This window comes from Litorimonas taeanensis (assembly GCF_003634015.1).
Classification (GTDB): domain Bacteria; phylum Pseudomonadota; class Alphaproteobacteria; order Caulobacterales; family Maricaulaceae; genus Litorimonas; species Litorimonas taeanensis.
Genome location: NZ_RBII01000002.1, coordinates 476,513 through 498,525, shown reverse-complemented (window position 1 = coordinate 498,525; position 22,013 = coordinate 476,513). Strand labels below are relative to the sequence as shown.

At 47.4% G+C, this 22,013-nt stretch carries 22 protein-coding genes and 1 riboswitch; of the genes, 15 read left to right on the top strand and 7 right to left on the bottom strand.

Features of this window, described 5'->3' with window-relative positions:
- Window positions 1-82 precede the first annotated feature (82 nt).
- Complete coding sequence (locus DES40_RS10295) at window positions 83-2,185, bottom strand: TonB-dependent receptor plug domain-containing protein (protein ID WP_147405896.1); 2,103 nt, start codon at window positions 2,183-2,185, stop codon at window positions 83-85.
- Between the two features lie 238 nt (window positions 2,186-2,423).
- Between DES40_RS10295 and DES40_RS10290 the strand changes: the two genes are divergently transcribed.
- On the top strand, window positions 2,424-4,547 hold the full coding sequence (locus DES40_RS10290; protein ID WP_233345568.1) for a peptide MFS transporter: 2,124 nt from the start codon (window positions 2,424-2,426) through the stop codon (window positions 4,545-4,547).
- 73 nt (window positions 4,548-4,620) lie between these two features.
- Here the strand turns inward: DES40_RS10290 and DES40_RS10285 are convergent, their stop codons facing one another.
- Entirely contained in the window at window positions 4,621-5,298 is a 678-nt protein-coding gene (locus tag DES40_RS10285; protein ID WP_233345566.1) for a DUF937 domain-containing protein, read from the bottom strand.
- Window positions 5,299-5,719: 421 nt separating this feature from the next.
- Window positions 5,720-7,135, bottom strand: a complete 1,416-nt coding sequence (gene tldD, locus DES40_RS10280; RefSeq protein WP_121101691.1) for a metalloprotease TldD — start codon at window positions 7,133-7,135, stop codon at window positions 5,720-5,722.
- Between the two features lie 173 nt (window positions 7,136-7,308).
- Here tldD and coxB point away from each other — a divergent pair, with 173 nt between their 5' ends.
- From coxB to DES40_RS10240, 9 genes are all read left to right on the top strand, one after another.
- On the top strand, window positions 7,309-8,160 hold the full coding sequence (gene coxB / locus DES40_RS10275; protein ID WP_121101688.1) for a cytochrome c oxidase subunit II: 852 nt from the start codon (window positions 7,309-7,311) through the stop codon (window positions 8,158-8,160).
- A 54-nt stretch (window positions 8,161-8,214) separates the two neighbouring features.
- Window positions 8,215-9,840: a cytochrome c oxidase subunit I gene (gene ctaD, locus DES40_RS10270; RefSeq protein WP_121101685.1), complete on the top strand. Its 1,626-nt coding sequence runs from the start codon at window positions 8,215-8,217 to the stop codon at window positions 9,838-9,840.
- Between the two features lie 205 nt (window positions 9,841-10,045).
- A complete protein-coding gene (gene cyoE, locus DES40_RS10265) occupies window positions 10,046-10,996 on the top strand; it encodes a heme o synthase (protein WP_407656791.1) in 951 nt (316 codons plus the stop codon).
- Entirely contained in the window at window positions 10,996-11,145 is a 150-nt protein-coding gene (locus DES40_RS13240; RefSeq protein ID WP_170144958.1) for a hypothetical protein, read from the top strand. The genes cyoE and DES40_RS13240 overlap by 1 nt, the downstream gene beginning before the upstream one ends.
- 31 nt (window positions 11,146-11,176) lie before the next feature.
- A complete protein-coding gene (locus DES40_RS10260; protein WP_121101678.1) occupies window positions 11,177-11,752 on the top strand; it encodes a cytochrome c oxidase assembly protein in 576 nt (191 codons plus the stop codon).
- A 148-nt stretch (window positions 11,753-11,900) separates the two neighbouring features.
- A complete protein-coding gene (locus tag DES40_RS10255) occupies window positions 11,901-12,857 on the top strand; it encodes a cytochrome c oxidase subunit 3 (RefSeq protein ID WP_121101676.1) in 957 nt (318 codons plus the stop codon).
- 18 nt (window positions 12,858-12,875) lie between these two features.
- Window positions 12,876-13,271, top strand: a complete 396-nt coding sequence (locus DES40_RS10250) for a DUF983 domain-containing protein (RefSeq protein WP_121101673.1) — start codon at window positions 12,876-12,878, stop codon at window positions 13,269-13,271.
- On the top strand, window positions 13,271-14,017 hold the full coding sequence (locus tag DES40_RS10245) for an SURF1 family protein (protein ID WP_121101670.1): 747 nt from the start codon (window positions 13,271-13,273) through the stop codon (window positions 14,015-14,017). Before DES40_RS10250 ends, DES40_RS10245 begins: the two co-directional genes overlap by 1 nt.
- A complete protein-coding gene (locus DES40_RS10240) occupies window positions 14,017-14,589 on the top strand; it encodes a GNAT family N-acetyltransferase (RefSeq protein WP_121101667.1) in 573 nt (190 codons plus the stop codon). The genes DES40_RS10245 and DES40_RS10240 overlap by 1 nt, the downstream gene beginning before the upstream one ends.
- Window positions 14,590-14,595: 6 nt before the next feature.
- Here the strand turns inward: DES40_RS10240 and DES40_RS10235 are convergent, their stop codons facing one another.
- On the bottom strand, window positions 14,596-15,186 hold the full coding sequence (locus DES40_RS10235) for a YqgE/AlgH family protein (protein WP_121101663.1): 591 nt from the start codon (window positions 15,184-15,186) through the stop codon (window positions 14,596-14,598).
- Between the two features lie 103 nt (window positions 15,187-15,289).
- Here DES40_RS10235 and DES40_RS10230 point away from each other — a divergent pair, with 103 nt between their 5' ends.
- Genes DES40_RS10230 through DES40_RS10220 form a run of 3 tightly spaced genes read left to right on the top strand, consistent with a single transcriptional unit; the run spans window position 15,290 to window position 17,218 of the window.
- Window positions 15,290-15,778, top strand: coding sequence for a peroxiredoxin (locus DES40_RS10230; protein WP_121101660.1), 489 nt, complete (start codon window positions 15,290-15,292; stop codon window positions 15,776-15,778).
- A gap of 40 nt (window positions 15,779-15,818) precedes the next feature.
- Window positions 15,819-16,745, top strand: a complete 927-nt coding sequence (locus tag DES40_RS10225) for an SPFH domain-containing protein (RefSeq protein ID WP_121101656.1) — start codon at window positions 15,819-15,821, stop codon at window positions 16,743-16,745.
- Window positions 16,742-17,218: an NfeD family protein gene (locus tag DES40_RS10220; RefSeq protein WP_121101651.1), complete on the top strand. Its 477-nt coding sequence runs from the start codon at window positions 16,742-16,744 to the stop codon at window positions 17,216-17,218. Before DES40_RS10225 ends, DES40_RS10220 begins: the two co-directional genes overlap by 4 nt.
- Window positions 17,219-17,269: 51 nt before the next feature.
- Here the strand turns inward: DES40_RS10220 and rnhA are convergent, their stop codons facing one another.
- Entirely contained in the window at window positions 17,270-17,743 is a 474-nt protein-coding gene (gene rnhA / locus DES40_RS10215) for a ribonuclease HI (protein ID WP_121101649.1), read from the bottom strand.
- A 12-nt stretch (window positions 17,744-17,755) separates the two neighbouring features.
- Window positions 17,756-18,763, bottom strand: coding sequence for a 4-hydroxy-3-methylbut-2-enyl diphosphate reductase (gene ispH / locus DES40_RS10210; RefSeq protein WP_121102921.1), 1,008 nt, complete (start codon window positions 18,761-18,763; stop codon window positions 17,756-17,758).
- A 178-nt stretch (window positions 18,764-18,941) separates the two neighbouring features.
- Between ispH and DES40_RS10205 the strand changes: the two genes are divergently transcribed.
- Window positions 18,942-19,541: a hypothetical protein gene (locus DES40_RS10205; protein WP_233345565.1), complete on the top strand. Its 600-nt coding sequence runs from the start codon at window positions 18,942-18,944 to the stop codon at window positions 19,539-19,541.
- Between the two features lie 82 nt (window positions 19,542-19,623).
- Window positions 19,624-21,402, top strand: a complete 1,779-nt coding sequence (argS, locus tag DES40_RS10200) for an arginine--tRNA ligase (RefSeq protein WP_121101646.1) — start codon at window positions 19,624-19,626, stop codon at window positions 21,400-21,402.
- An 8-nt stretch (window positions 21,403-21,410) separates the two neighbouring features.
- On the opposite strand, the gene DES40_RS10195 is transcribed toward argS, so the two are convergent.
- Window positions 21,411-21,779, bottom strand: a complete 369-nt coding sequence (locus DES40_RS10195; RefSeq protein WP_147405895.1) for a hypothetical protein — start codon at window positions 21,777-21,779, stop codon at window positions 21,411-21,413.
- 121 nt (window positions 21,780-21,900) lie between these two features.
- Window positions 21,901-22,008: riboswitch (glycine riboswitch) on the top strand.
- Window positions 22,009-22,013 lie beyond the last annotated feature (5 nt).

The window sequence follows — 22,013 nt, the reverse complement described above, 5'->3', positions numbered from 1 at the left end:
TTATGTTTGCAAACTCCATAGACTACAGTTGTAGTCACAACAAATGTTGTTTTGTGAAACTTCTGTAAGAAACGGGTTGCACTTAAAATGTATCTGATATTTCGAGCGACACACGGCGGCCGCGTTGTCTATTAAACTCTTCTTGGCGGATAAGGGTTTCAGCGCGATTAGTCGAAAAGACTTGCCGATTTCGTTGGGCTTTAAAGTCTAAGAGATTTGAGAGAGTTAAGGCCCATTTCAAACCCAATAAGTCTTTGTGTATGAAAGCAAGGCTGGCCTCAGGGCGAATAAATCGCGTGTCGAAAACCTCGCTGACTCGATAAAGTTCGCTATTACGGCTTTGCTCAAGCTCGACTTCCCAGGCGAGGGACGTGCCAGGAATATCTTGGCGAAGCTCCACTTCATAATACCATAACAGAGTCGAATTTAGCGATCGGTTTTCAAATGTTACGGGGTCTTCTATACGGCTGTCAGCTATTTGACCGTCCATGGATAGGCGCATGCCCTTGCCGCCAATAGAATCAAGTATCCAAGTAAGGTTCGCGCTGACGCCATAGGTGGTCGCAGAATCCAAATTAGCAGGCCCTTCGACGATGCTACCATTACTGAGCAAAATGGGTATGTTATCCAGTGGATCATCAATGAAATTAATAAAGCCCTTTATCTTGCCTGATAAGGCCTTGCTGTCTTGGCGCTCTAATTCGAGTTCCGCTTTCCACCTTTGATCGGGAACCGTTGCATTGCCTTGTTTGGCACTACCTTCGGTCAGACTAACCGTTGAGACATAAGTGCCAAAATCTAATTGCCCTACGGAGCGTTCGATCTTTCCGCGCCAAACATAGGTTGGTGAAACGGTGTAAGAGGCGCTTAAGAAACCTTTAGGACGAAAAAAGGATTCCTTTGCATCATCAGATGTTGGTACGTTAATCTCTGAATATTCAGCGCCTAATGAGGTTTGAATATTTAATTGAGGCGTAAGCGCCCAGCTTTGGGTGATATTGGCTTGGTATCGGGATTCTTCAACCTCGACATGGTCTAAAGCACGAGGGCCTGAGTCTATGAAAAGTTCGGTATCACTCTCCAGACGGTTGAAGGCGGCTTCTGCTGATAAGACCCAATCTTGGTTATTGCCTTGAGACCAAGTATATTCTGCCCGTCCTATATATTCTGATGAAAAATCATCACGTAAAAAAGTGGAAAGCGTCAATGGGGCATTATCCGCGTCAAAGAGAAATCGCCGCGTAGAATCGGTATGGGTTTCACTATATAGACCAATGAATTTGAATTGACCTTTATCCCCCCAAAGGTTTATCGGCGTTGCGTAATCTCCCCCAATCTCAAATTCGTGTCTATCGACTCCGTTGCGCCCGACAGAATCTCCAGATGGCGCGGCATTATTTATACCTGAAAAGGTTTCATGAATGAATTCATTCTGATTCAGAATAGCCCCTGAAATATTCAGATTCGCAACATCAGAATTAGGACGATTAAGTGTCAAATTGATGTTGGCTCGAGGCTGTTGCTGTTGAAGCGCCGCATCTTCATAGCGGTTTTGAATTAAAGTTCCGGTACCATCGTAAAAATACTCTGGCCCTTCTTCTGTGAACGTAAATTGATAGGCTTCGAGACCTATAGTGTATTCTAAATTCCCACGTTTCCCAGAGAAATTGGCAGCGCCCTCTAGTAATTGCGGTTCAGTGCCCTCTTCGAAGCGTGCAGCATAACGCCAATTGCCGCTTAAATTATCAACTGAAACGACAATATCGGCCACCTGTCCTGATAAGCCGGGAATATCGAGAGAGGCACCATCAATAATTTTAATGTGGGTGACCGTATCCGCAGGGATGCGACCTAGAATGTCATTGGCGCTTGATGATTTTGACGAAGGCCGCCGCCCATTGATTAAGATGTTCAGAGTGGCTTGTCCAAAACCCCGCTCATCCGTGTGGTCTTCTTGTAGATTAAAACCCGGAATGCGTACGACCATGTCATAGGCGGTGCGGGGTTGGAATTGATTGAAATAATGGGGGTCATAAACACCCTGCACCGCAGAGGCGTTTGCAACTGTATCGGTTTCTAAAGCGGGTTGCGCATAAAGTTGAGGAGCGACCAAAGCACAGAGAACAAGCCCCAAGGCAGAGCTTGAAAAAGGTTTAAAGCCACTACGACGCAAAATAAGTCCCACATTTATTTTTTCAGAGGGCCTTAAGGGGAAATTTTGAAAGCCACAAGTCAAAAATTTCGCCCTGGAGTTGAAGGTAATCTCTAAAACTATAGGCGCGCAATATTAAAGCGACGGTAAATTATTGCGTGTGATGCCCCGTTAGGGGTTTGCGCCCAAGATTTCTTTGTGTCAAAGGTTGGGATAATTCGGCGCCAGGGGACGGCGCCTCATTTCTTGTTATACCCAAAAGGGGAGTTTTATGGTTGGCAATAGTATGGCGGCTGAACCCGAGAAGACATTTCTTGGTCATCCGCGCGGACTCATTATTTGTTTTCTAACTGAAATGTGGGAGCGGTTCTCATATTACGGAATGCGCGGATTGTTATCTCTTTATCTTATTCAGCATTTCTTATTTTCAGATACAGAAGCCAATTTAATCTATGGCGGCTATATTGCGCTCGTTTATATTATGTCGATTGTGGGCGGCATCTTGTCTGATAAATATCTTGGGCAAAGAAAGGCCGTAACCTTTGGGGCTATACTTTTGGTTGCGGGACATTTCGGAATGGCCTTTGAGGGTTCAGGCTCTGAAGAAACACTAAGTTTCAATGGTGGCGATTATGTCATTATGGACGAAGGTCGTGACGACCGCCGTAAGCTCTACATTGAGTATGAGGGCGAGACACGGCGCATGGTGTTTGACACCGACAAATTTGTGAACCTTGGCGGTCAACGTTTAGTGCCAATCAATGATGCGGGCGAAGGTGATTACGTCATTAACCGAACAACCCGAGGCCTTTTACAGAATGCTTGTAATGTTTTTGGTATGGCATGTGCGGGTCCCAACCCGTCTACAGAGATCGTCATTAATGGTGTTGAATACCCTGTTGAGAAACGCGTCCTAAATGCTGAGACTGGCGAGACAGCGATGTTTATCGCTTACAATGGTCAATCTCTTCAGTTTGAGGAAACAACTTCGAGTGATATTGTATTGTTGGGAACAGATAGTCGTGACAGAATTGAAATTAAACGTGACGCGAATGGTGCCCCGTCTCAGGTTCTGGCTTTTGAAAATAGTGAAGATAAGACCGCAGATATTAGCGCGCCTTATGCTGTCGTAAACCAGGGTGATTATAGCACGGCGATTGAAAGACAGTCTCTCTATGTCAACATTCTATTCTTCTCTCTTGCTCTTATTATTGCAGGTGTTGGTTTCTTGAAGCCAAATATTTCTACCATCGTCGGTGATCTTTATCCGCAAGGTGATCCACGGCGTGATGGCGGTTTCACACTCTTTTATATGGGCATCAACTTGGGTAGTTTCCTCGCGACTTGGTCATGCGGAATTTTGGGGATTGTTTATGGTTGGGCGTGGGGCTTTGGCCTAGCGGGAATCGGTATGCTTCTCGGCCTGATTGTGTTCCAGTGGGGACAAAAATGGTTAGGCGATGTCGCAGAGCCGCCCTCTCTTGAAAAACTAAAAGAAAAAGTATTCGGCCCGATTTCGGTGGAGTGGGCTTGTTACCTCTCAGCCGTTATCGTTGTGATACTTTGCATGGCTTTGTTGAATTATGCAGACGTCATTGGGCCATTGGCCGCTTTTGTTGGCATCGCCTTCTTTATCCTGTTTGTTGTTTACTCTTTCGTAAAACTAAAAGGGCGGGAGCGTTCACGTATGTGGGCGGCTTTGTATTTTGCTGTTGCGCAAATTCCTTTCTGGTCATTGTTTGAGCAAGCTGGTTCATCTTTAACTTTGGTTACAAGTCGTTTGGTCGATACGAATATTGCGGGTTGGGATGTGCCTACACCTGTGTTCCAATCATTGAATGCGGGCTTTATCTTTATCTTTGCTCCGATTGTCGCATGGCTTTGGGTCTTTTTAGCAAAGCGCAAGATCGAGCCTTCAACGCCTGTTAAGTTTGCTTTTGGCGTGTTTGGCGCGGGTCTTGGATATTTAGTCCTCGTCTGGGGAATGAAGACAGTTGGCCCAGCAGCCATGACGCCAGTCTTCTTTATCTTTGCTATCTATTGGGTGCATACAATGGCAGAACTGATGCTCAGCCCTGTTGGATTGTCAGCGATGACCAAACTGGCTCCTGCACGTATGGTGGGTCTTTTTATGGCGGCTTGGTTCGTTTATTCTGGCCTAGGTAATGCACTTTCTGGCGTTATCGCAGCAGCGGCTGGCGCGGAAACTGTGGGCGGCCAAATTGTTGATGTGGCTGGCGCGAAGGCGAATTATATTCAGGTCTTTTCTTCCATTGGTTATATTGGAATGGGGATTGGATTCTTAATGCTTCTAATCTCACCCCTAATTAAAAAATGGATGGATGAAGAGGTTGAGCTGTTAAAAACTGAAGAGTCCGAAACGCCCGTTATTTAAACCGGATGATTTTTAACGCATAAAAAAGCCCGCTCAAATTGAGCGGGCTTTTTCTTTTCAGTAAACGCCGCAATTAGCGTTTGTTCATTACCATGCCGAGCAGGTCATCCATTGTATTGCCATCGCCATCAGCATCGAGCATTTTCCCGAGGAAACCAAGGCCTTGTTGATGCGCTTGTTGCTGCTGTGCTTGGGCCTTGCGCGCGCCGCCGCCGAGTAGTCCGCCGAGCATACCGCCAATTCCGCCAGCTTTTGCGCCGCCGCCCATTAATTGTTGCATCGCCATTTGGCCAAGCATGGCTTGCATGCCGCCGCCTTGCTGTTCGTTTGTTTGCTTCCCAAGGCTACCCATCGCCATCATGGCGACCATAGGTAACATCTTTTTCAAAATGTCAGGGCTTACGCCAGACTGTTCTGCTGCGCGGCCCGCAACGGCGCGGCTGACGTCTTTGGATCCAAATAGATGCCCCAAAATACCATTCCCTTCGGCGACAGCAGCCGGTGCAGCGAGTTGTTCAGGGTTATCCATATATTGGCTGTGTGACCCTTTTTGCAAAGCGCCCAAAAGACCCGCCAAGCCCTGTGGGGTCGAAGCATTTTGCTTAAGGCCTGAAGAGATTGCGGGTAAAAGTGCAGCAATGGCACTTTGACTTTGCTGGGCATCCAGACCGAATTGTTGGCCCATCTGTTGAGGGGCTTGGCCCCCTGCGGCAGACATAATCATGTCCATAAGGTTTAATCCACTCATCATAATTCTCCAATGTGATTTGGAATCTATATAGCGATGGGCAGCGCTCTATGCGAGTCAATTTCAAAATCCGTCAATGACCGTTCATGTCATGTTCACCAAGTCTATTCGGCCGACGATTGGCTGGCTTTCGAATGTGGGCATCATTTAGAATGGACATCTTTTTGACGTGTCTTGGCCGCCCCTGAAAACATGCCTAGACCAACAATAATTAACGCGCCCACACCAATCCAGACATGTGGTACGCCAATCATATGGGCGCCAATGGCTAGGCCCGATACAAACAATACAAAGCCTATGCTATAAATTTAAACCGTCGACACAAATTCTCTGAAATGATTTTGCAGATAATCTACGCAAGGCGTTTAACTGGATTGCAATTAATTACGGATATAAATTAGAGACGGTACAAGCGCCGTTTTTGTTAAGCCGCGCTGCCCCCAACTGTCAGGTTTTCTACGTAAAGGCTTGGCTGGCCTACACCGACAGGCACGCCTTGACCTGCCTTGCCGCAGACACCAATTCCAGGATCAAGTTCCATATCATTGCCGACATGACGAATTTGGGTCAAAACAGACGGCCCATCCCCTATCAAGGTCACACCTTTCAGAGCCTCACCCACTTCACCATTTCGTACGCGATAAGCTTCAGTGCATTGGAAAACAAATTTACCGCTAGTGATATCAACCTGACCGCCTCCGAAATTCGTTGCGTATATTCCGTCTTTGAGGTCAGCGAGCATTTCTTTCGGGTCCTTATCGCCGCCAAGCATATAGGTGTTTGTCATGCGCGGCATTGGCGCGTGAGCAAAACTTTCTCGGCGGCCATTACCTGTTGCGGCTACACCCATCAGGCGCGCATTTAATCGGTCTTGCATAAAACCCTTGAGAATGCCGTCTTCGATAAGAACAGTGTTTGATGTCGGTGTACCTTCATCATCAATACTGAGCGAGCCGCGGCGACCTTCTAATGTACCATTATCTACTACGGTGACGCCAGGTGCGGCCACGCGTTGGCCCAACATATTGGAAAAGGCCGAAGTGCCCTTGCGAATGAAGTCTCCTTCTAATCCGTGCCCCATGGCTTCGTGAAGAAGCACGCCAGGCCAGCCCGGGCCGAGGACAACATCCATTTGTCCTGCGGGCGCTGGTACAGAATCGAGATTCACTATGGCTTGTCTTAAGGCTTCTTTTGCAAGAGGTTTCCAGAATTGAGGGTCAATATATCCATCATAGGCTTTGCGACCCCCCGCCCCTGCATAGCCCTGTTCGCGCCGGCCATTCATCTCGGCGACGATAGCAATATTAAGACGCACAAGGGGGCGGATGTCGTTATAGCGTTCACCCCCAGCCCGTAAAATGGCGATATTACGCCGGGTCGCCGACAAGGTAGCTGTGACTTGCACGACAGATGGATCGAGGGCACGGCAGTAGGCGTCAATTTCTTCCAGCAATTCGACTTTCACGCCAAAACCAGGGTGCGTAATCGGATCAATATCAGGATAGAGACGTCTGTTGTTCCGACTAGGAGCTTCGGCGGCTGTGCCATCATAGCCTTGCTTGGCCATAATGACGGCCTGAGAGGCGCGCGTCAGGGCGCCTGTGCTCATTTCAGTGCCTTGCGCAAAGCCTGATGTGTCGCCCGCCACGCATCGAAGGCCAAATCCGCGTGACGTATCAAAGCTCGCTGTTTTCAAGCGGCCATCATCAAAGGTTAGGGACTCTGAGGCCGAGCGCTCAACGAAGAGTTCTCCATCATCAGCCCCCTTTAAAGTGTTATTAAGAATGAGTTGCGCTTGTTCAGCGCTTAATTCACTGTCTTCAAAGACAAAATCTGACATTTACAGGGCTTTCTTTTACTATTGCCTCTTTATCTAAGCGCTCTGTCGGGATAGACAACCGCGAAATGCGACAATACGCGGCGGAGTCAGTGCACGACTTTCCGTGATATTATTGTATGTAAGTCTCAACCGACGCAGACTGACCTGCGTCTGATTAAGTTTAAGAGGACCAGATGCGGTTTTTCAAAGCATTACTTGGCGCGGCGTCATTATCAGGTTTAAGTGCTATAACAGCGCAAGCCCAAGATGTTGCAGGGAAACCCTCAGAGGGCGGCTACTGGTTCCAAGAATCTGCCACGCCTGTCATGGATGAACTTCTAAAGGTTCACAGCCTAGTTTTTTGGATTATCTGCGCGATCGTCGCCTTTGTGACAATCTTGATGGCCTACATCATGATCCGTTTCCGTGAGAAGTCGAACCCTGTGCCTTCAAAAACGTCTCATAATGTGTTGATTGAGGTGATTTGGACAATTGCTCCTGTTGTTTTGCTACTCTTTATGGTCGTGCCGTCAATGCAGTTGCTCTATATGCAAGATCGCCTTCCAGAGACTGAAATTACTGTAAAAGCCACAGGAAACACTTGGAACTGGCAATACACATATCCTGATTTTGAGAATATTGATGAAATTATCTCAAACCCGCTCGATGAGACCCAAGCGACAGAGCAAAATAAACCTTACCTATTAGGAACAGATGCGCCTTTGGTTGTTCCCGTTGGAACTAAAGTCAAAGTCTTGGTGACGTCTGTCAATAATATGCATGCTTGGGCCGTTCCAAGTTTTGGCGTTAAAATGGACGCCGTTCCGGGTATCATTAACGAGACATGGTTCGAAGTTTATGATGAAGGTACATATTACGGTCAGTGTTCAGAAATTTGCGGCATTCTTCACTATAAAATGCCGATCGAAGTCAAAGTCGTCAGCAAAGCTGAATTTGCACGTTGGGTTGCCAATGATGGTTCATTCGGTGATTCTATAGCGACTAATACATCAGCGATATCGACAGCAATCGCTGCCAGAGATTAATAATAACCCATACGAATAACGCAAAAAAGACGTTAGGAACGAAGGACAGACATCATGGTTGCAATTAGTGACAATGACGAAGGTATGTATGATGATGGCAAGCCGGGCTTTTTTGCTCGCTGGTTTTATTCTACAAACCACAAAGATATCGGAACACTCTATTTGATTTTCGGGATTATCTCGGGTCTTATTGGTGGCTTCCTCTCCTTTATGATGCGGATGGAGCTGGCTGAGCCGGGTATTCAAATCTTCTCTAATGAGCACACCTATTTGGTCTATGTCTCAATGCATGGCCTTATAATGATTTTCTTCATGGTTATGCCGGCTTTGATCGGCGGGTTTGGTAACTGGTTTGTGCCGATTATGATTGGCGCGCCTGATATGGCTTTCCCGCGTATGAATAACCTCTCTTTCTGGTTGCTCCCAACAGCGCTTATTTGTTTGCTTATCAGTTTTGCGGTGCCCGGCTCGGCGAGCGGGAATGGATTTGGTGGCGCGTGGGTGATGTATCCGCCGCTCTCGACGACGGGGTCTCCTGGGCCATCCTTTGACTTTATTATCATAGGTCTTTTGGCTGCGGGTTTCTCGTCTATCTTTGGCGCGATTAACTTTATCACGACAATTTTGAACATGCGTGCACCGGGCATGACGTTGCATAAAATGCCGTTATTTGCATGGTCTGTACTTGTAACAGCATTCTTGCTTCTTTTGGCGCTACCTGTTTTGGCGGCTGCACTCTTTATGTTGTTCACAGACCGAATTGACGGCGGTACAGGGTTCTTTGATCCAGCCCGTGGCGGTGACCCACAAATGTTCCAGCATTTATTCTGGTTCTTTGGTCACCCAGAAGTTTACATTATGATTTTGCCTGCTTTTGGTATCATCTCTCACATCATCTCAACATTCTCACGTAAACCTATTTTTGGTTACCTCGGAATGGCTTATGCGATGGTTGCCATTGGTGTTGTTGGTTTCGTGGTTTGGGCTCACCATATGTATACGGTGGGGATGGATGTTGATTTGAAAGCCTATTTCTTGGCCGCGACTCTTGTGATTGCGGTGCCAACAGGGGTGAAAATCTTCTCTTGGCTTGCAACAATGTGGGGCGGATCTATTCGTTACACAATTCCAATGCAGTGGGCTTTGGCCTTTATCTTCCTCTTCGTTATTGGCGGCGTTACAGGCGTGGTTCTAGCGAATGCGGGTGTCGATACTTACTTGCATGATACATATTATGTTGTGGCGCATTTCCATTATGTTCTGTCAATGGGGGCTGTATTCGGTATCTTTGCAGGCTTCTATTACTGGTTCGGTAAAATGTTCGGTATCATGTATAATAAGTGGCTCGCAGGCGCACATTTCTGGCTCTTCTTTATCGGCGTGAATGTTATTTTCTTCCCTCAGCATTTCTTGGGACTGAACGGTATGCCGCGACGTTATGTGGATTACCCTGAAGAGTTTGCGCTTTGGAACCATGTGTCATCTATGGGCGCGCTGATTACACTCGCGGGTGTTGCCTTCTTCTTCCTTATGTTGCTTGAAGCGTTTATCGTTCGCCGCAAGGTCACTGACAATTACTGGGGTGAAGGTGCGACAACATTGGAATGGACATTGTCTTCACCGCCGCCTTATCACCAATTCAACGTGCTTCCGCGCATTGAAGATAATGATCATCATTAAGTGATAAGCGGTTACTCGCTGTAGAATTAAAAGCCGCATCAGTTTTGATGCGGCTTTTTCTTTAGCTGAGTTTTGACTGCGGCAAATTCAGCGGTATGAGAGAAACGCTTGTGAAAAAGTGGCCAATAGGGGATAGAGACCCGGCAAAGAAGAGCGATGTATTATGAGCCAACCGGCCTCCATAGACAGTAATCCAGAAGAATTTATGCCTGTCTCGCAAGCGGCAGGTCTAAGTTTGGCCGAACCGCGCGATTATTTTGCGTTGATGAAACCGCGCGTCATGAGCCTTGTTGTCTTTACAGCATGGGCGGGTTTAGTTTGCGCGCCAGACGTCATGCCCATGTGGAAAGCAATTGCCTCTATCATTTGTATCGCAGCGGGGGCAGGGGCCTCAGGCGCCCTGAATATGTGGTATGATGCCGATATAGATGCGGAAATGTCACGGACAAAAAAACGCCCCTTACCGCAAGGTAAGATGCGCCCAAGAAATGCACTTGGCTTTGGTATTATTATTTCGGCCGCTTCTGTATGGATGCTCTATGTCGCGTCTAATTGGGTAGCGGCTGCGCTATTGGCTTTTACGATTTTCTTTTATCTCGTCATTTATACGATGTGGCTAAAACGAAGTACGCCGCAAAATATCGTCATAGGCGGGGCGGCAGGTGCCTTCCCCCCTATGATTGGCTATGCAGCCGTAACGGGAAGTATCACGGTTGATAGTGTAGTTTTATTCCTCATTACCTTTATGTGGACTCCGCCCCATTTTTGGGCGTTAGCCCTTTATAAGACGGGGGATTATGGCCGCGTGGGAATACCAATGATGCCAAATGTGGCAGGCGCGAAAAGCACGCGCTTGCAAATGTTCATCTATTCACTTGTTCTTTTTGTCGTTTGTCTTGTCCCCTTATATACGGGGTTGGGCGGGCCGCTTTATGCCGTTGCGGCGATTGGATTAAACCTTGGATTTGTTGCGCTTGCTTTTAAAGTGTGGAAGTCTCGGGCAGGGGAACGCGCTGAAGCTTCGGATGAGGCTTCACTTTATGATGTGCAAAAAGGGGACCGCGCGGCTCGCAATCTATTTGCCTATTCAATAATTTATTTGTTTGCGATTTTTGGCGTTTTGGCGGCTGAAGGTCTGCTCAGAGGATTTGTATAATGCAAGAATATCGTGATGCTCCGAAAGATTTTGTGGAGCCTACAGCTGCTGAGCTAAAAGCGAGAAATCGTCGCAATGTTGGGATTGCTGTGGCGTTAGCGGCTTTTATGGTGTTTGTATTTGTCACCATGATATCATCCGCTCAATAGCGGAGACATCAAGCCCAAAGAGGTGAGTGAAATGGAAGCGAATAAGAAGACTCTCTATATATTAACAGGTGTAGGCTTAGCGATGTTAGGCTTGGGTTTTGCTTCAGATCCGCTTTACGATACATTTTGTAAAGTGACAGGCTATGCAGGTACAACCCAACAAGCCGATGAAAATCTATCAGAAGTTATAGATCGCAAAGTGGTTGTAAAATTCGATTCCAATGTCGCTAGTGGACTGCCATGGAAATTTAAACCTGATCAACGCCAAATGGAAATACAACTCGGTCAGTCTGGTTTGGCATATTATACTGTGAAAAATGAAGGCTCAGTGCCAATAGTAGGGGTTGCTAACTTTAATGTAACACCAATCAAATCTGCGCCTTTTTTCGTGAAAACAGATTGTTTCTGTTTTGAAGAACAAACTATACAACCTGGTCAGGAATTGCCGCTACCCGTCTTGTTCTTTGTTGACCCACAATTGGATGAAGATAAGCGCTTGGACGATGTGAAAGAGATTACGCTCAGCTATACTTTCTTTGAATCCGACAAGCAGGCACAGGCTGCAAGCCTCAGTAAAGGTTCCAATTCAGATACGAGTTTGAATTAAGTTATAAAAATGCGTCAAAAGGCGGCATAATAAGGCTATGAAGCATATTGTCTTGCTCTCTTGCCTTGTTTATAGGCTGTAAAAGATTATTCGGCTCTGCTTCGTGCAGTCTGAACAGAAGAAAACAGACCCAAAAGGGATAAATATCATGGCCGGACACGCCGTCGAACACGACTATCATCTTATTCCTCCAAGCCCTTGGCCGTTCCTATCGGGCGTAGCCTGCCTTGTATGGGGCTTGGGTATGGTAACATTCTTTGCAGGGCTTACCCCGCGCACTGGCGACAATAATATGATGGAGTTCTTCTTTGCGAAGGGCCTTGATACATGGACATCAACATTAGTCGGTGATGGTTCGATTTCGGGGGGTTGGATCATCCTCTTAATTGGGTCTCTATTCGGCGCTTTCGTCATGTATGGTTGGTGGCGTGATGTGGCGCGTGAATCCGAAGCGGGTGACCACACACCCGTTGTTGATATTGGTCTGCGCTACGGCATGATTATGTTTATCATGCAAGAAGCAATGTTTTTTGTCGGTTGGTTCTGGATGTTCTTTGAGACAGGTTTGTTCGCAAAAATGCGCGCCCAGTGGAACCCCGACATTCTCGAAAATGCTGCGGCTTATGCTGATAATATTGCCCCTGGAATTACATCCGTAAACCCGTGGCACTTACCGTTGATGAACACTTTGATTTTGTTGCTCTCAGGGACAACAGTGACTTGGGCTCACCATGCCTTAATTCACGGTGATCGGAAAAGCGCGAAATGGGGTCTAGGACTTACTGTTGCGCTCGGCGTCTTCTTTATCGGTCTGCAAGCTCTAGAATATATCGAACTGTTTGTAGAGCGTACACATGGCGGCCATCCTTGGCTTGCACATGACGCCTATAGTTCAGCCTTCTTCCTTGCGACTGGCTTCCACGGTTTGCATGTTTTGATTGGTGCCATCTTCCTCTTTGTGTGTTGGGCACGCTTGATGAAAGGCGGCCTACGGGCGGATAAACATTTCGGTCTCGAAGCGGCCGCTTGGTACTGGCACTTCGTAGACGTTGTTTGGCTCTTCTTGTTTGCCTTTGTCTATGTAGTCTTTGCGACCGGCGCGTAAGCGCCGTTCGGTTCTCGCATGGCGAGACGTCCTCCTCCAGTAGGCTCTGGTCTTAAAGGCCGATGCCCTGAATGTGGTGAAGGCCTGCTTTTTGCAGGCTTTCTGCGTTTTGCGCATGGGTGCGAAGCCTGCGGCGCTGACTTTCGCGACGAAGATGCAGGGGATGGCCCAACCGTATTCGTGATTTTCATTGTCGGGATTTTTATAATTCCAATGGCTTTGGCTTTCCAGCTTATAACAAATGCACCTACATGGCTGACCCTAGTCATCTGGACGCCAATCATCATTCTGGTTTGCTTGGGATTATTACGTTTGCTCCGCGGAGTTATGTTTAATCTTGCTTGGACACATAAGGCACGTGAAATTCGGAATAATCAAATTCGTCAAAACCAAAAACAGACACCCCCACAATAATGCGTAAAATTAAGTTCCAACCCATGCCGGGTCTGACGATTGTTCTGGTGATATGTGTTACTATTCTCATCAGTCTGGGCGTTTGGCAATATCAGCGATTACAATGGAAGACGGCACTCTTGGCTGAGGTAGAAGCATCGGTTTCTGCGCCGCCCTTGAAGGGCTTAGACGCTCTATCAGAAGCCATTAGGCAAGAGGCCCCAATAGATTTCCGCCGTATTGCGTTCACAGGAAAGCCGCAAAATGGCGGGTCTATCTATCACCTTTATAGCTCTCAAACGGGCGGGATTTACTGGGACATCATTGAGCCGATAAAGTCTGAGGGCCGATATATTTTGGCGAAGACCTCTGAAGTTAATGCGCAACAAAAGACCACCGCGCCAAACACAGTGATAGCCCCTGATAGTCTGTCAGCGCCACAAAGCTATATAGGCTATATTCGGAAAACATATCCAATGGGCCGTGTAGAATCATGGGTGAAGCCAAAAGCCAATATTGAAAGTAATCGGTATTTCTATTTTGACCAGAATAAGAATTGGTATGAAACTTTACCCACGCCAAACTTCGAAGGGTATTACATAGATGTTGTCGAAAAGGCTCAAAGCGCTGAAACTTTACCCGTCAAACGCCCTGAAATTGCCAATAACCATTTTGATTACATGTTAACATGGTGGTCCTTCGCACTAATATTCGTGGTTATCTATCTCATCCTGCATAGACGGGCTGGGCGTTTACAGTTTGTTTGATGCCGCAAGCTTCTATCCATACGCTATTAAAAGTGCACGCCTCTGGCGGGGCGCTAACTTTACGTCATCCGCGTTGGGCTGACTATGAGAGCTGGTCACATTTAAGGCGCGACAACAAGGAATGGCTCGCGCCGTGGGAGCCGGGATGGTCAGACAGCCACATTACTCGCATCACCTATCGTACGCATCTTTCACGCTATAAGAAATTTGTCCAAACTGGGAAGGCCTATCCTTTCCATGTTTTTTATGGGGTAGATGAGACTCTCATTGGGGCTTGTAACCTTAGTCATATTGAACGTGGTAGTGCGCAAAGCGCACGACTTGGCTATTGGATAGGGGAGAAATTTGCGCGGAATGGCTTTGCGCGTAGCTCCGTTGAGGCCGTGACACGCTTTGGTTTTGAAACATTGGGACTACATAGAATCGAGGCGGCCGTTCAACCTGAGAATCTGGCGTCAATCTCTGTTCTTGAATCCCAGAATTTTACCAGAGAGGGTATTTCACGCGGTTATTTGAAAATAGATAAGGTTTGGCGAGACCATGTGATCTTTGCTAAGCTCAGTTCAGATTAAGGCCAATTAGGCGCGGCCGCCTATAAAGGACAGGGCTTCAGGCGAAACACCCAAAGCTTTTAAAGCCTGATTTTTTTTCATATCCAAATCCGCATTAAAGATAATCCCCTCATCCACATCGACGACAAGCCAAGCATTGTCAGCAATTTCAGTCTCCAACTGCTTTGGTCCCCAACCAGAGTAACCAATGGCGAGCATGGCTTTCTTTGGTGCTTCTTCTTCGACGAGAGCTTGTAAAATATCCTTTGTCGAGGTGAGCGTAAGTGTATCTGATAACTTTAAGCTCGTATCGTCTTTGAAATAATCAGCAGAATGCAAAACAAAGCCACGATCAATATCAACAGGGCCACCGTTTAAGACCGGGGTGTCCGCAACCCGTATGTCACCTTCTACGCCAATTTGATCCAGTAAGTCAGAGAGGTGAAGGCCTGATTTAGATTTGTTGATGATAATGCCCATAGCGCCGCTGGCGTCATGCGAACAGATATAAATAAGGGCGTCTGAAAATCGAGGGTCACCCATCGCTGGCGTTGCAAGAAGAAATCGACCACTAAAGTAGGCGGTTTGTGTTTTTGTGTTTGGAGGCCTTATCGTCATCCTCCCTAAATGGTTGCGTTTTGAATTTGTTTCAACCCGTCTTGTCAAATCTGTTCACGCGCCCCATATCTAAAGGGGAAAGAAATTTAGAAAGAGACTCCTTATGACTATTCAAACCGGCGATAAATTACCTCAAGCTAGCTTTATGACATTTGGCGAGAATGGCCCGGAGCCTAAATCGACAGATGATATCTTTTCAGGAAAAAAAGTCGCTCTCTTTGCTGTCCCGGGCGCTTTTACACCGACGTGTTCGGCTAAGCATTTGCCTGGTTTTGTTGAGCAATCGGCAGCGCTAAAAGCTGCGGGAATTGATGATATTGCCTGTCTTTCGGTGAATGATGTTTTTGTCATGGGGGCTTGGGGCGAGCAACAAGAGGTCGGCACAGAAGTCGCTATGTTGGCTGACGGTAATGGTGATTTCACCAAAGAAATCGGTTTGGAACTTGATGGGACGGGTTTTGGTATGGGGCAGCGCTCACAGAGATACGCTATGGTTGTTAATGATGGTGTGGTCGAGCAGTTATTTGTGGAAGCCCCAGGCGAATTTAAAGTGAGTTCTGCTGAGCATATGCTGAATGCTTTGAAGTCTTAAAGGAAAATCTATCTTACGGTCATTATAAAGGGGACATCTTATGACAACAGACCAAATATTACTCATCGCCCTTGTGGCCTTCATCGTTTTTATTACGTTGAAAGCTGTCAAGGCAGTACCGCAAGGGATGGAGTACACGGTTGAGCGCTTCGGTCGCTATACAAAGACACTAAAGCCTGGTTTGACTTTTATTGTCCCTTTCGTTGACCGTATTGGGTATCAAATGAATATGCGCGAACGCGTTATTGATATTCCGTCTCAGGACGTAATTACCAAAGATAATGCGATGGTCACAGCGGATGCTGTGGTCTTTATTCAGGTCATTGATGCGCGGCAGGCCGCCTATGAGGTCAATAGTCTCGACAATGCGATTAAGAACCTTTGTTTGACAAATGTCCGGACAGTAGTGGGGTCTATGGATTTGGATGAAGTTTTGTCACGCCGCGACGAAATCAATGCCAAGCTATTGACCGTTATCGACAGCGCTACAGATCCTTGGGGTACGAAAGTCACCCGTATCGAGATTAAAGATCTGTCTCCGCCAGCCGATATTACGCAAGCTATGAATAAGCAAATGAAGGCCGAGCGTGAGAAGCGTGCCGATATTTTAATGGCAGAAGGTCAAAAGCAGAGCCAAATTCTACGGGCAGAAGGTGAAAAAGAAGCCGCTGTTCGAGAGGCAGAAGGCCGCCGGGATGCGGCGTTTCTTGATGCCGAAGGTCGTGAACGTGAAGCAGAAGCCGAGGCAAAAGCAACAGAAATGGTCAGTGTTGCTATCTCTAAAGGGGATGTGAATGCAGTGAACTATTTCGTAGCGCAAGACTATGTGAAAGCGTTTGAAAAACTGGCTGTCTCGCCCAACCAAAAAACGGTTATCGTTCCGGCTGAGCTATCTGGTCTGGCGGCCACTGTGGGCGGTATTGGTGCCTTGTTGGAAGCCGGCGGCGCGAAAGTCACTAAGAAATGAGCGGCGAGGGCAATATATTCGTTCAACTCCTAGAGGGGATGAGCGGGACAAAGTGGCTCATCTTTGGCGTCTTGCTACTCACGCTTGAGGTTTTAACAGGCACGACCTATATTCTATGGCCTGCCGTTGCCGCTTTGGTGCTAGGAGTTCTGGTCTTTATTTTGCCGCTGTCATGGGAACTTCAATTTTTATTGTTCTTCCTTATCAGTACGGTTCTTTTGTTCGTTGGGCATAAATATTTCCAGCCCATGATGAAAGGCGGAGAGCCTTCTGATTTGAATGACCGTGCTAGAGCTATGGTTGGCAAGCGCGTGAAGGCTGTTACGAATTTCGAAACAGGGCGCGGCCGTGTGCAAGTGGGTGATACCCAGTGGCAAGCCGTTATGGATGAAGGGAATGCATCAGAGGGTGATGAGCTCCGAATTATTTCAGTTCGCGGCACGACCTTGCAGGTAGAGTCTTTAACGCCATAAAACTTGTAGAAGGTCTTGTTTGAAAGTGGGCTTTATACGAAAAGGCGAGGTTTAATTGGGTATGCCTCGCCTCGCAAGTTCATCGGCTTTTTCATTACCTATGTCTCCGGCGTGGCCCTTTACCCATTCCCAGCGTATTTCTCGGGCAGCATTTAACGCGTCTAATTTTTGCCAAAGGTCTTTATTGATGACGGGCTTTTTATCGCTCTTCTTCCAATCCCGTTTTTTCCAGCCATGTATCCATTCTGTGATACCTTTAAGGACATAAGTAGAATCCGTGAATAAAATGACGGGGCCTTGAAAGCTGGGCTTTATGGCCTCAAGCGCTTTGATAGCACCCATTAACTCCATACGGTTATTGGTGGTTTCTTTTTCTCCTCCGAAAAGTTCTTTCGAGCGTTTTCCATGATATAAGACAGCGCCCCACCCGCCGGGGCCAGGGTTTCCCGAACAGGCCCCGTCCGTGTAGATAACGAGGGCTCCCTCTAGGGCTCCAGCTTCTAATTTTTTTTGTTTTCTTGGCATGTAAGTGACCGGCTATTTATTTAAGAGCTGTCTGGGCAAGCGGAAAACGACTTTTTCTTTAGTAACCTCAACCTCTTCGATTTTGATGTCATAACGGGATTTAAGTGCGGCCAAAACGCCATCTGTTAGGTATTCAGGTGCACTGGCACCCGCAGAAAGGCCAAGGGTCTCCGCCTCATCAATTAAAGCCCAATCAATGCTTTCAGCCGAGGAAATCAGCATAGATTTGTTAGAGCCTGCTTTTGCGCCAACCTCAACGAGCCGTTTTGAGTTTGACGACGTCACAGAGCCAATTACCATTAATAGGTCGCAGCGTTCGGCAATGGCTTTAACGGCCAATTGGCGGTTTGTCGTGGCATAGCAAATATCCTCTTTATAAGGCAGGGCAATCATTGGGAAACGTGACTGCAAGATGGCAATAAGCTCTGCTGTATCATCCACACTTAATGTGGTTTGTGTGACAAGAGCGAGATTGCTTGCATCATTGGGTTCAAATTCGCGGGCATCATCCGCTGTTTCAATTAAGGTCATTTTACCCTTTGGTAACTGGCCCATTGTGCCTATGACTTCTGGGTGGCCCTCATGCCCGATTAAGAGAATATGCCGGCCTTCTTTGGCATGTCTTTCTGCTTCGATATGGACTTTAGAGACCAAGGGGCAGGTCGCATCCAAGAAATTCATTTCGCGAGCTTTTGCTGCCTGCGGAACGGATTTAGGAACGCCATGCGCTGAAAAGACAACCGGTCGGTCATCAGGGCAATCATCCAAACTTTCCACGAAGATTGCCCCGAGGTCTGCGAGGCGGGAAACGACATGTCGATTATGCACAATTTCGTGGCGCACATAGACGGGGGCGCCATAAGTCTCGATAGATTTCTCTACAATTTGGATTGCACGGTCAACGCCCGCACAAAACCCACGCGGCGCGGCCAAGAAAACTCGCTTCTTTTTTCGCGGCGTTTCTGCCTTTGTTTTTAACGCGTCTGCCACGTTTGTGCTTATTGTCGCTTGAACGGACATTAAATTCTCCTCACGCAGATGCAAAGCTGTCATCTTGGCGTTGCGGCTTCGTACTTATCTGTCTATGACCTGCTCTAGCAGAATGGTAGTGGTTTGCACACTCTCCGTTTTCGCCATGCCGTCAGTTTTGACGTATATGAGAATGAAAGCGGGCTTTTTGAAGGCCTAAGATGGGACAATGATGATGCGTTTTCGTGCTTTGATGATGACAGCTCTGGTAGGGCTTGGTGTTACGACAGTAATGGCTGGCTGCAAAAGCACAGCTGATGTGTTAAATGTTGGCGATGCGGCGACCAAACAGAATGCAGGGGCCTGTCCACGTGCATTTGCGATTTATGATGCGGCGCGTATCGTAGAGTTTCGCGGCGAAGCAGAGGCGTTTGCCAATGTCGGTTTCACAGGCGAAATTGCGAATGTGCGTAGCCTGTGCCGTTATTATAATGCGGAGCCGATTACAGGTGACATTGAGATTACGTTCGATTTTGGCCGTGGCCCTGCGGCGACACAAAACACAGCGACTTATGAATATTTTGTCGCAATCATGCGGAAAAACATTGCCGTTATGAACAAAGAAACATTCCCATTACAGGTAACATTTCCAGCAGGGGCAGATCGTGTCCGTGTCACAGAAAAAATTGATAATTTCACTATCCCTCGGGCGACGGAAACGACATCGGGTGAGAACTTTGAGATTGTTGTAGGGTTTGAGCTAACGTCGAAACAAAGGCAGTTCAATGCTGAAGGCCGTCGTTTCCGGATTTCTGCTGGGCAAAACTAGTCCTTTAACATTTTACCGCTAAGTGGGGCTTTCTGTTGATGGGGGCCCACAGCGCTACAAACGATTAAGAGCCAAAGAACCTATGTCGTCAATTTTACAAACGCTTGAAGCCGCGTTTATGTCTGCTTTCAAAGCTCTTGATTTAGACCCGAATTTTGGGGCGGTTCGTGAATCAGATCGTCCAGATTTGGCGCCTTTTCAGTGTAATGGGGCAATGGCAGCCGCAGGCGCATTGAAAAAACAAGGCGAGAAAGCGAATCCCCGAGAGATAGCACAAAAAATTGTTGCTCAGGTCAAAGACCATGACGCAATTGAATCGATCGAAATCGGCGGGCCTGGATTTATCAACTTTGCGCCAACAGCCGCGACTTTGTCCGCGCGCGCGCAAGACATAGCTGAAAGCGATAGCCTAGGCATTGAGCAAGAAATCCCGAAGTCAATAATTGTGGATTATGGCGGCGCGAACGTGGCCAAACCTATGCATGTGGGGCATTTGCGATCTGCTGTTATTGGTGAGGCGCTTAAGCGATTATTGCGCGCCCAAGGTCATCATGTCTTAGGTGATGTGCATATGGGTGATTGGGGACTGCAAATGGGTCACCTGATTTCAGAGCTTGAAGTAGAACAACCAGACCTGCCTTATTTCGATGTGAATAAGACGGAAGGGTATCCAGACATTTCGCCCGTCGACATGAATGATTTGGCTCGCCTCTACCCGCAGGCCAGTAATGCGGCGAAGGGCGACGCTGAACGTATGGAACGCTCTCGCGTGGCTACGGCTGAACTGCAATCAGGCCGCCCAGGTTATCGTGCTTTATTAGAACATTTTATCAATGTGTCCGTAGCAGCCTTAAAAATAGGATATGGAAATTTAGGCGTCGAGTTTGATTTATGGAAAGGCGAGGCTTGTGTTGACCCTCTTATTCCAGACATGATTAAAGGTCTTCGCGCGCAAGGTATTACCGAAGAAGATGATGGCGCTTTGATTATCCGAGTTGAAGAAGAGGACGAAAAAAAAGACGTCCCACCTGTCATGCTTCTCGCGCGTTCAGGGGCTGTTTTATACCATACAACGGATTTGGCGACGCTGGTCGATAGAAAAAAAGAGAATGACCCAGACCTTGTTCTCTATGTCGTCGATCAACGTCAAGCCTTGCATTTTGAACAAGTTTTCCGCGCCGCCGTAAAGGCAGGTTGGTACACATCAGAACAGCTTTATCATGCGGGTTTTGGAACAATGAATGGTAAGGATGGCAAACCATTTAAGACCCGAGAGGGCGGTGTTTTACGTCTAGAGGACCTTATTGAAATTATGAATGAAGCCGCTTCGAAACGACTTGCGGAGTCGGGTATAGGCGCAGATTTTGACGCGGAAGAACGTTCGGAAATTGCTCGAAAAGTAGGCCTTGCCGCTTTAAAATTCGCTGACCTTCAAAATCAGCGCCTTACAAATTATATTTTCGATCCTGAACGATTCACAGCTTTCGAAGGTAAAACAGGGCCATATCTTTTATATGCCGTCGTGCGAATTAAATCTTTGCTGCGCCGTGCAGAAGAGCAAGGTGTTGCAGTCGGTAAAATCAATGTGGCTGCGCCTGCAGAGAAACAACTGGTTTTAGCATTGGATGCCTTTGGCCGGGCCGTTGCGGCGTCTGCTGAAAAATATGCTCCGCATATTTTATGTGACCATATTTACCGTGTCGCGCAGAGCTTTTCACGGTTTTATACAGATTGCCATATTCTTGCCGATGATGTTGATCCTGATGTGAAATCAGCACGCCTAGGATTAGCGGCGTTGACGCTTAAACAACTTGAAATGGGCTTGAACATTCTTGGAATTGAAGCGCCAGACCGCATGTAATTATAAATTCAGCGTTGTTGCGCGGCCGGATTATACCCTTGAGCCATAGGCGCGGCCATGGCTCCTTGTTGATTTACAGAAGGTTGAGGTATTTGCGGCGCCGCTTGTTGTTGTCTTTGTGGGTTTGCGCCCTGTGGAGAGTTTGCTTGTAATGGGGCCGTTTGCAGGGCTTGTTGCGGTGCAAATTGCTGCGGTGCAGGCGCGCTAATTGCGGCAGCTGATGTCACGCCTTTGACTTTGCGCAGGCCTGATGTCGCCTCTAGGCACTCGGCATACATATCAAGAATTTCGGCGCGGTTATTTTCGCCCCATACTCCAACGCCTTTGAGTTTTGATACAAGCTCGAAGGCGATTTCTTCTTTAGACTTCCCTGACACAGGCTGCTCCATCATTATAGCTTTTGTCTGAACTTAAGGCTCTTCTAACACAGAAGACTTAACAGAATTCCTATAGGGTAAAGATTGACTCTTTGTTCATTATCGCGCAATTCCGAATCATCATATCCAAGTGGGAGAGAGCTACGTCAGAGCCTTAGAAAAAGGACCAGTAGCCACCGAAGGCGCAACCGCCCCGGAAACGCTCAGGTAAAAGGACCGTTTGGATATTAAAAC

Excerpts from the sequence above, each read along its gene's own strand:
- DES40_RS10290 (WP_233345568.1), top strand. The coding sequence starts at position 2,424 with ATGGTTGGCAATAGTATGGCGGCTGAACCCGAGAAGACATTTCTTGGT.
- DES40_RS10285 (WP_233345566.1), bottom strand. The coding sequence starts at position 5,298 with ATGATGAGTGGATTAAACCTTATGGACATGATTATGTCTGCCGCAGGG.
- tldD (WP_121101691.1), bottom strand. The coding sequence starts at position 7,135 with ATGTCAGATTTTGTCTTTGAAGACAGTGAATTAAGCGCTGAACAAGCG.
- coxB (WP_121101688.1), top strand. The coding sequence starts at position 7,309 with ATGCGGTTTTTCAAAGCATTACTTGGCGCGGCGTCATTATCAGGTTTA.
- ctaD (WP_121101685.1), top strand. The coding sequence starts at position 8,215 with ATGGTTGCAATTAGTGACAATGACGAAGGTATGTATGATGATGGCAAG.
- cyoE (WP_407656791.1), top strand. The coding sequence starts at position 10,046 with ATGCCTGTCTCGCAAGCGGCAGGTCTAAGTTTGGCCGAACCGCGCGAT.
- DES40_RS13240 (WP_170144958.1), top strand. The coding sequence starts at position 10,996 with ATGCAAGAATATCGTGATGCTCCGAAAGATTTTGTGGAGCCTACAGCT.
- DES40_RS10260 (WP_121101678.1), top strand. The coding sequence starts at position 11,177 with ATGGAAGCGAATAAGAAGACTCTCTATATATTAACAGGTGTAGGCTTA.
- DES40_RS10255 (WP_121101676.1), top strand. The coding sequence starts at position 11,901 with ATGGCCGGACACGCCGTCGAACACGACTATCATCTTATTCCTCCAAGC.
- DES40_RS10250 (WP_121101673.1), top strand. The coding sequence starts at position 12,876 with ATGGCGAGACGTCCTCCTCCAGTAGGCTCTGGTCTTAAAGGCCGATGC.
- DES40_RS10245 (WP_121101670.1), top strand. The coding sequence starts at position 13,271 with ATGCGTAAAATTAAGTTCCAACCCATGCCGGGTCTGACGATTGTTCTG.
- DES40_RS10240 (WP_121101667.1), top strand. The coding sequence starts at position 14,017 with ATGCCGCAAGCTTCTATCCATACGCTATTAAAAGTGCACGCCTCTGGC.
- DES40_RS10235 (WP_121101663.1), bottom strand. The coding sequence starts at position 15,186 with ATGACGATAAGGCCTCCAAACACAAAAACACAAACCGCCTACTTTAGT.
- DES40_RS10230 (WP_121101660.1), top strand. The coding sequence starts at position 15,290 with ATGACTATTCAAACCGGCGATAAATTACCTCAAGCTAGCTTTATGACA.
- DES40_RS10225 (WP_121101656.1), top strand. The coding sequence starts at position 15,819 with ATGACAACAGACCAAATATTACTCATCGCCCTTGTGGCCTTCATCGTT.
- DES40_RS10220 (WP_121101651.1), top strand. The coding sequence starts at position 16,742 with ATGAGCGGCGAGGGCAATATATTCGTTCAACTCCTAGAGGGGATGAGC.
- rnhA (WP_121101649.1), bottom strand. The coding sequence starts at position 17,743 with ATGCCAAGAAAACAAAAAAAATTAGAAGCTGGAGCCCTAGAGGGAGCC.
- ispH (WP_121102921.1), bottom strand. The coding sequence starts at position 18,763 with ATGTCCGTTCAAGCGACAATAAGCACAAACGTGGCAGACGCGTTAAAA.
- DES40_RS10205 (WP_233345565.1), top strand. The coding sequence starts at position 18,942 with ATGATGATGCGTTTTCGTGCTTTGATGATGACAGCTCTGGTAGGGCTT.
- argS (WP_121101646.1), top strand. The coding sequence starts at position 19,624 with ATGTCGTCAATTTTACAAACGCTTGAAGCCGCGTTTATGTCTGCTTTC.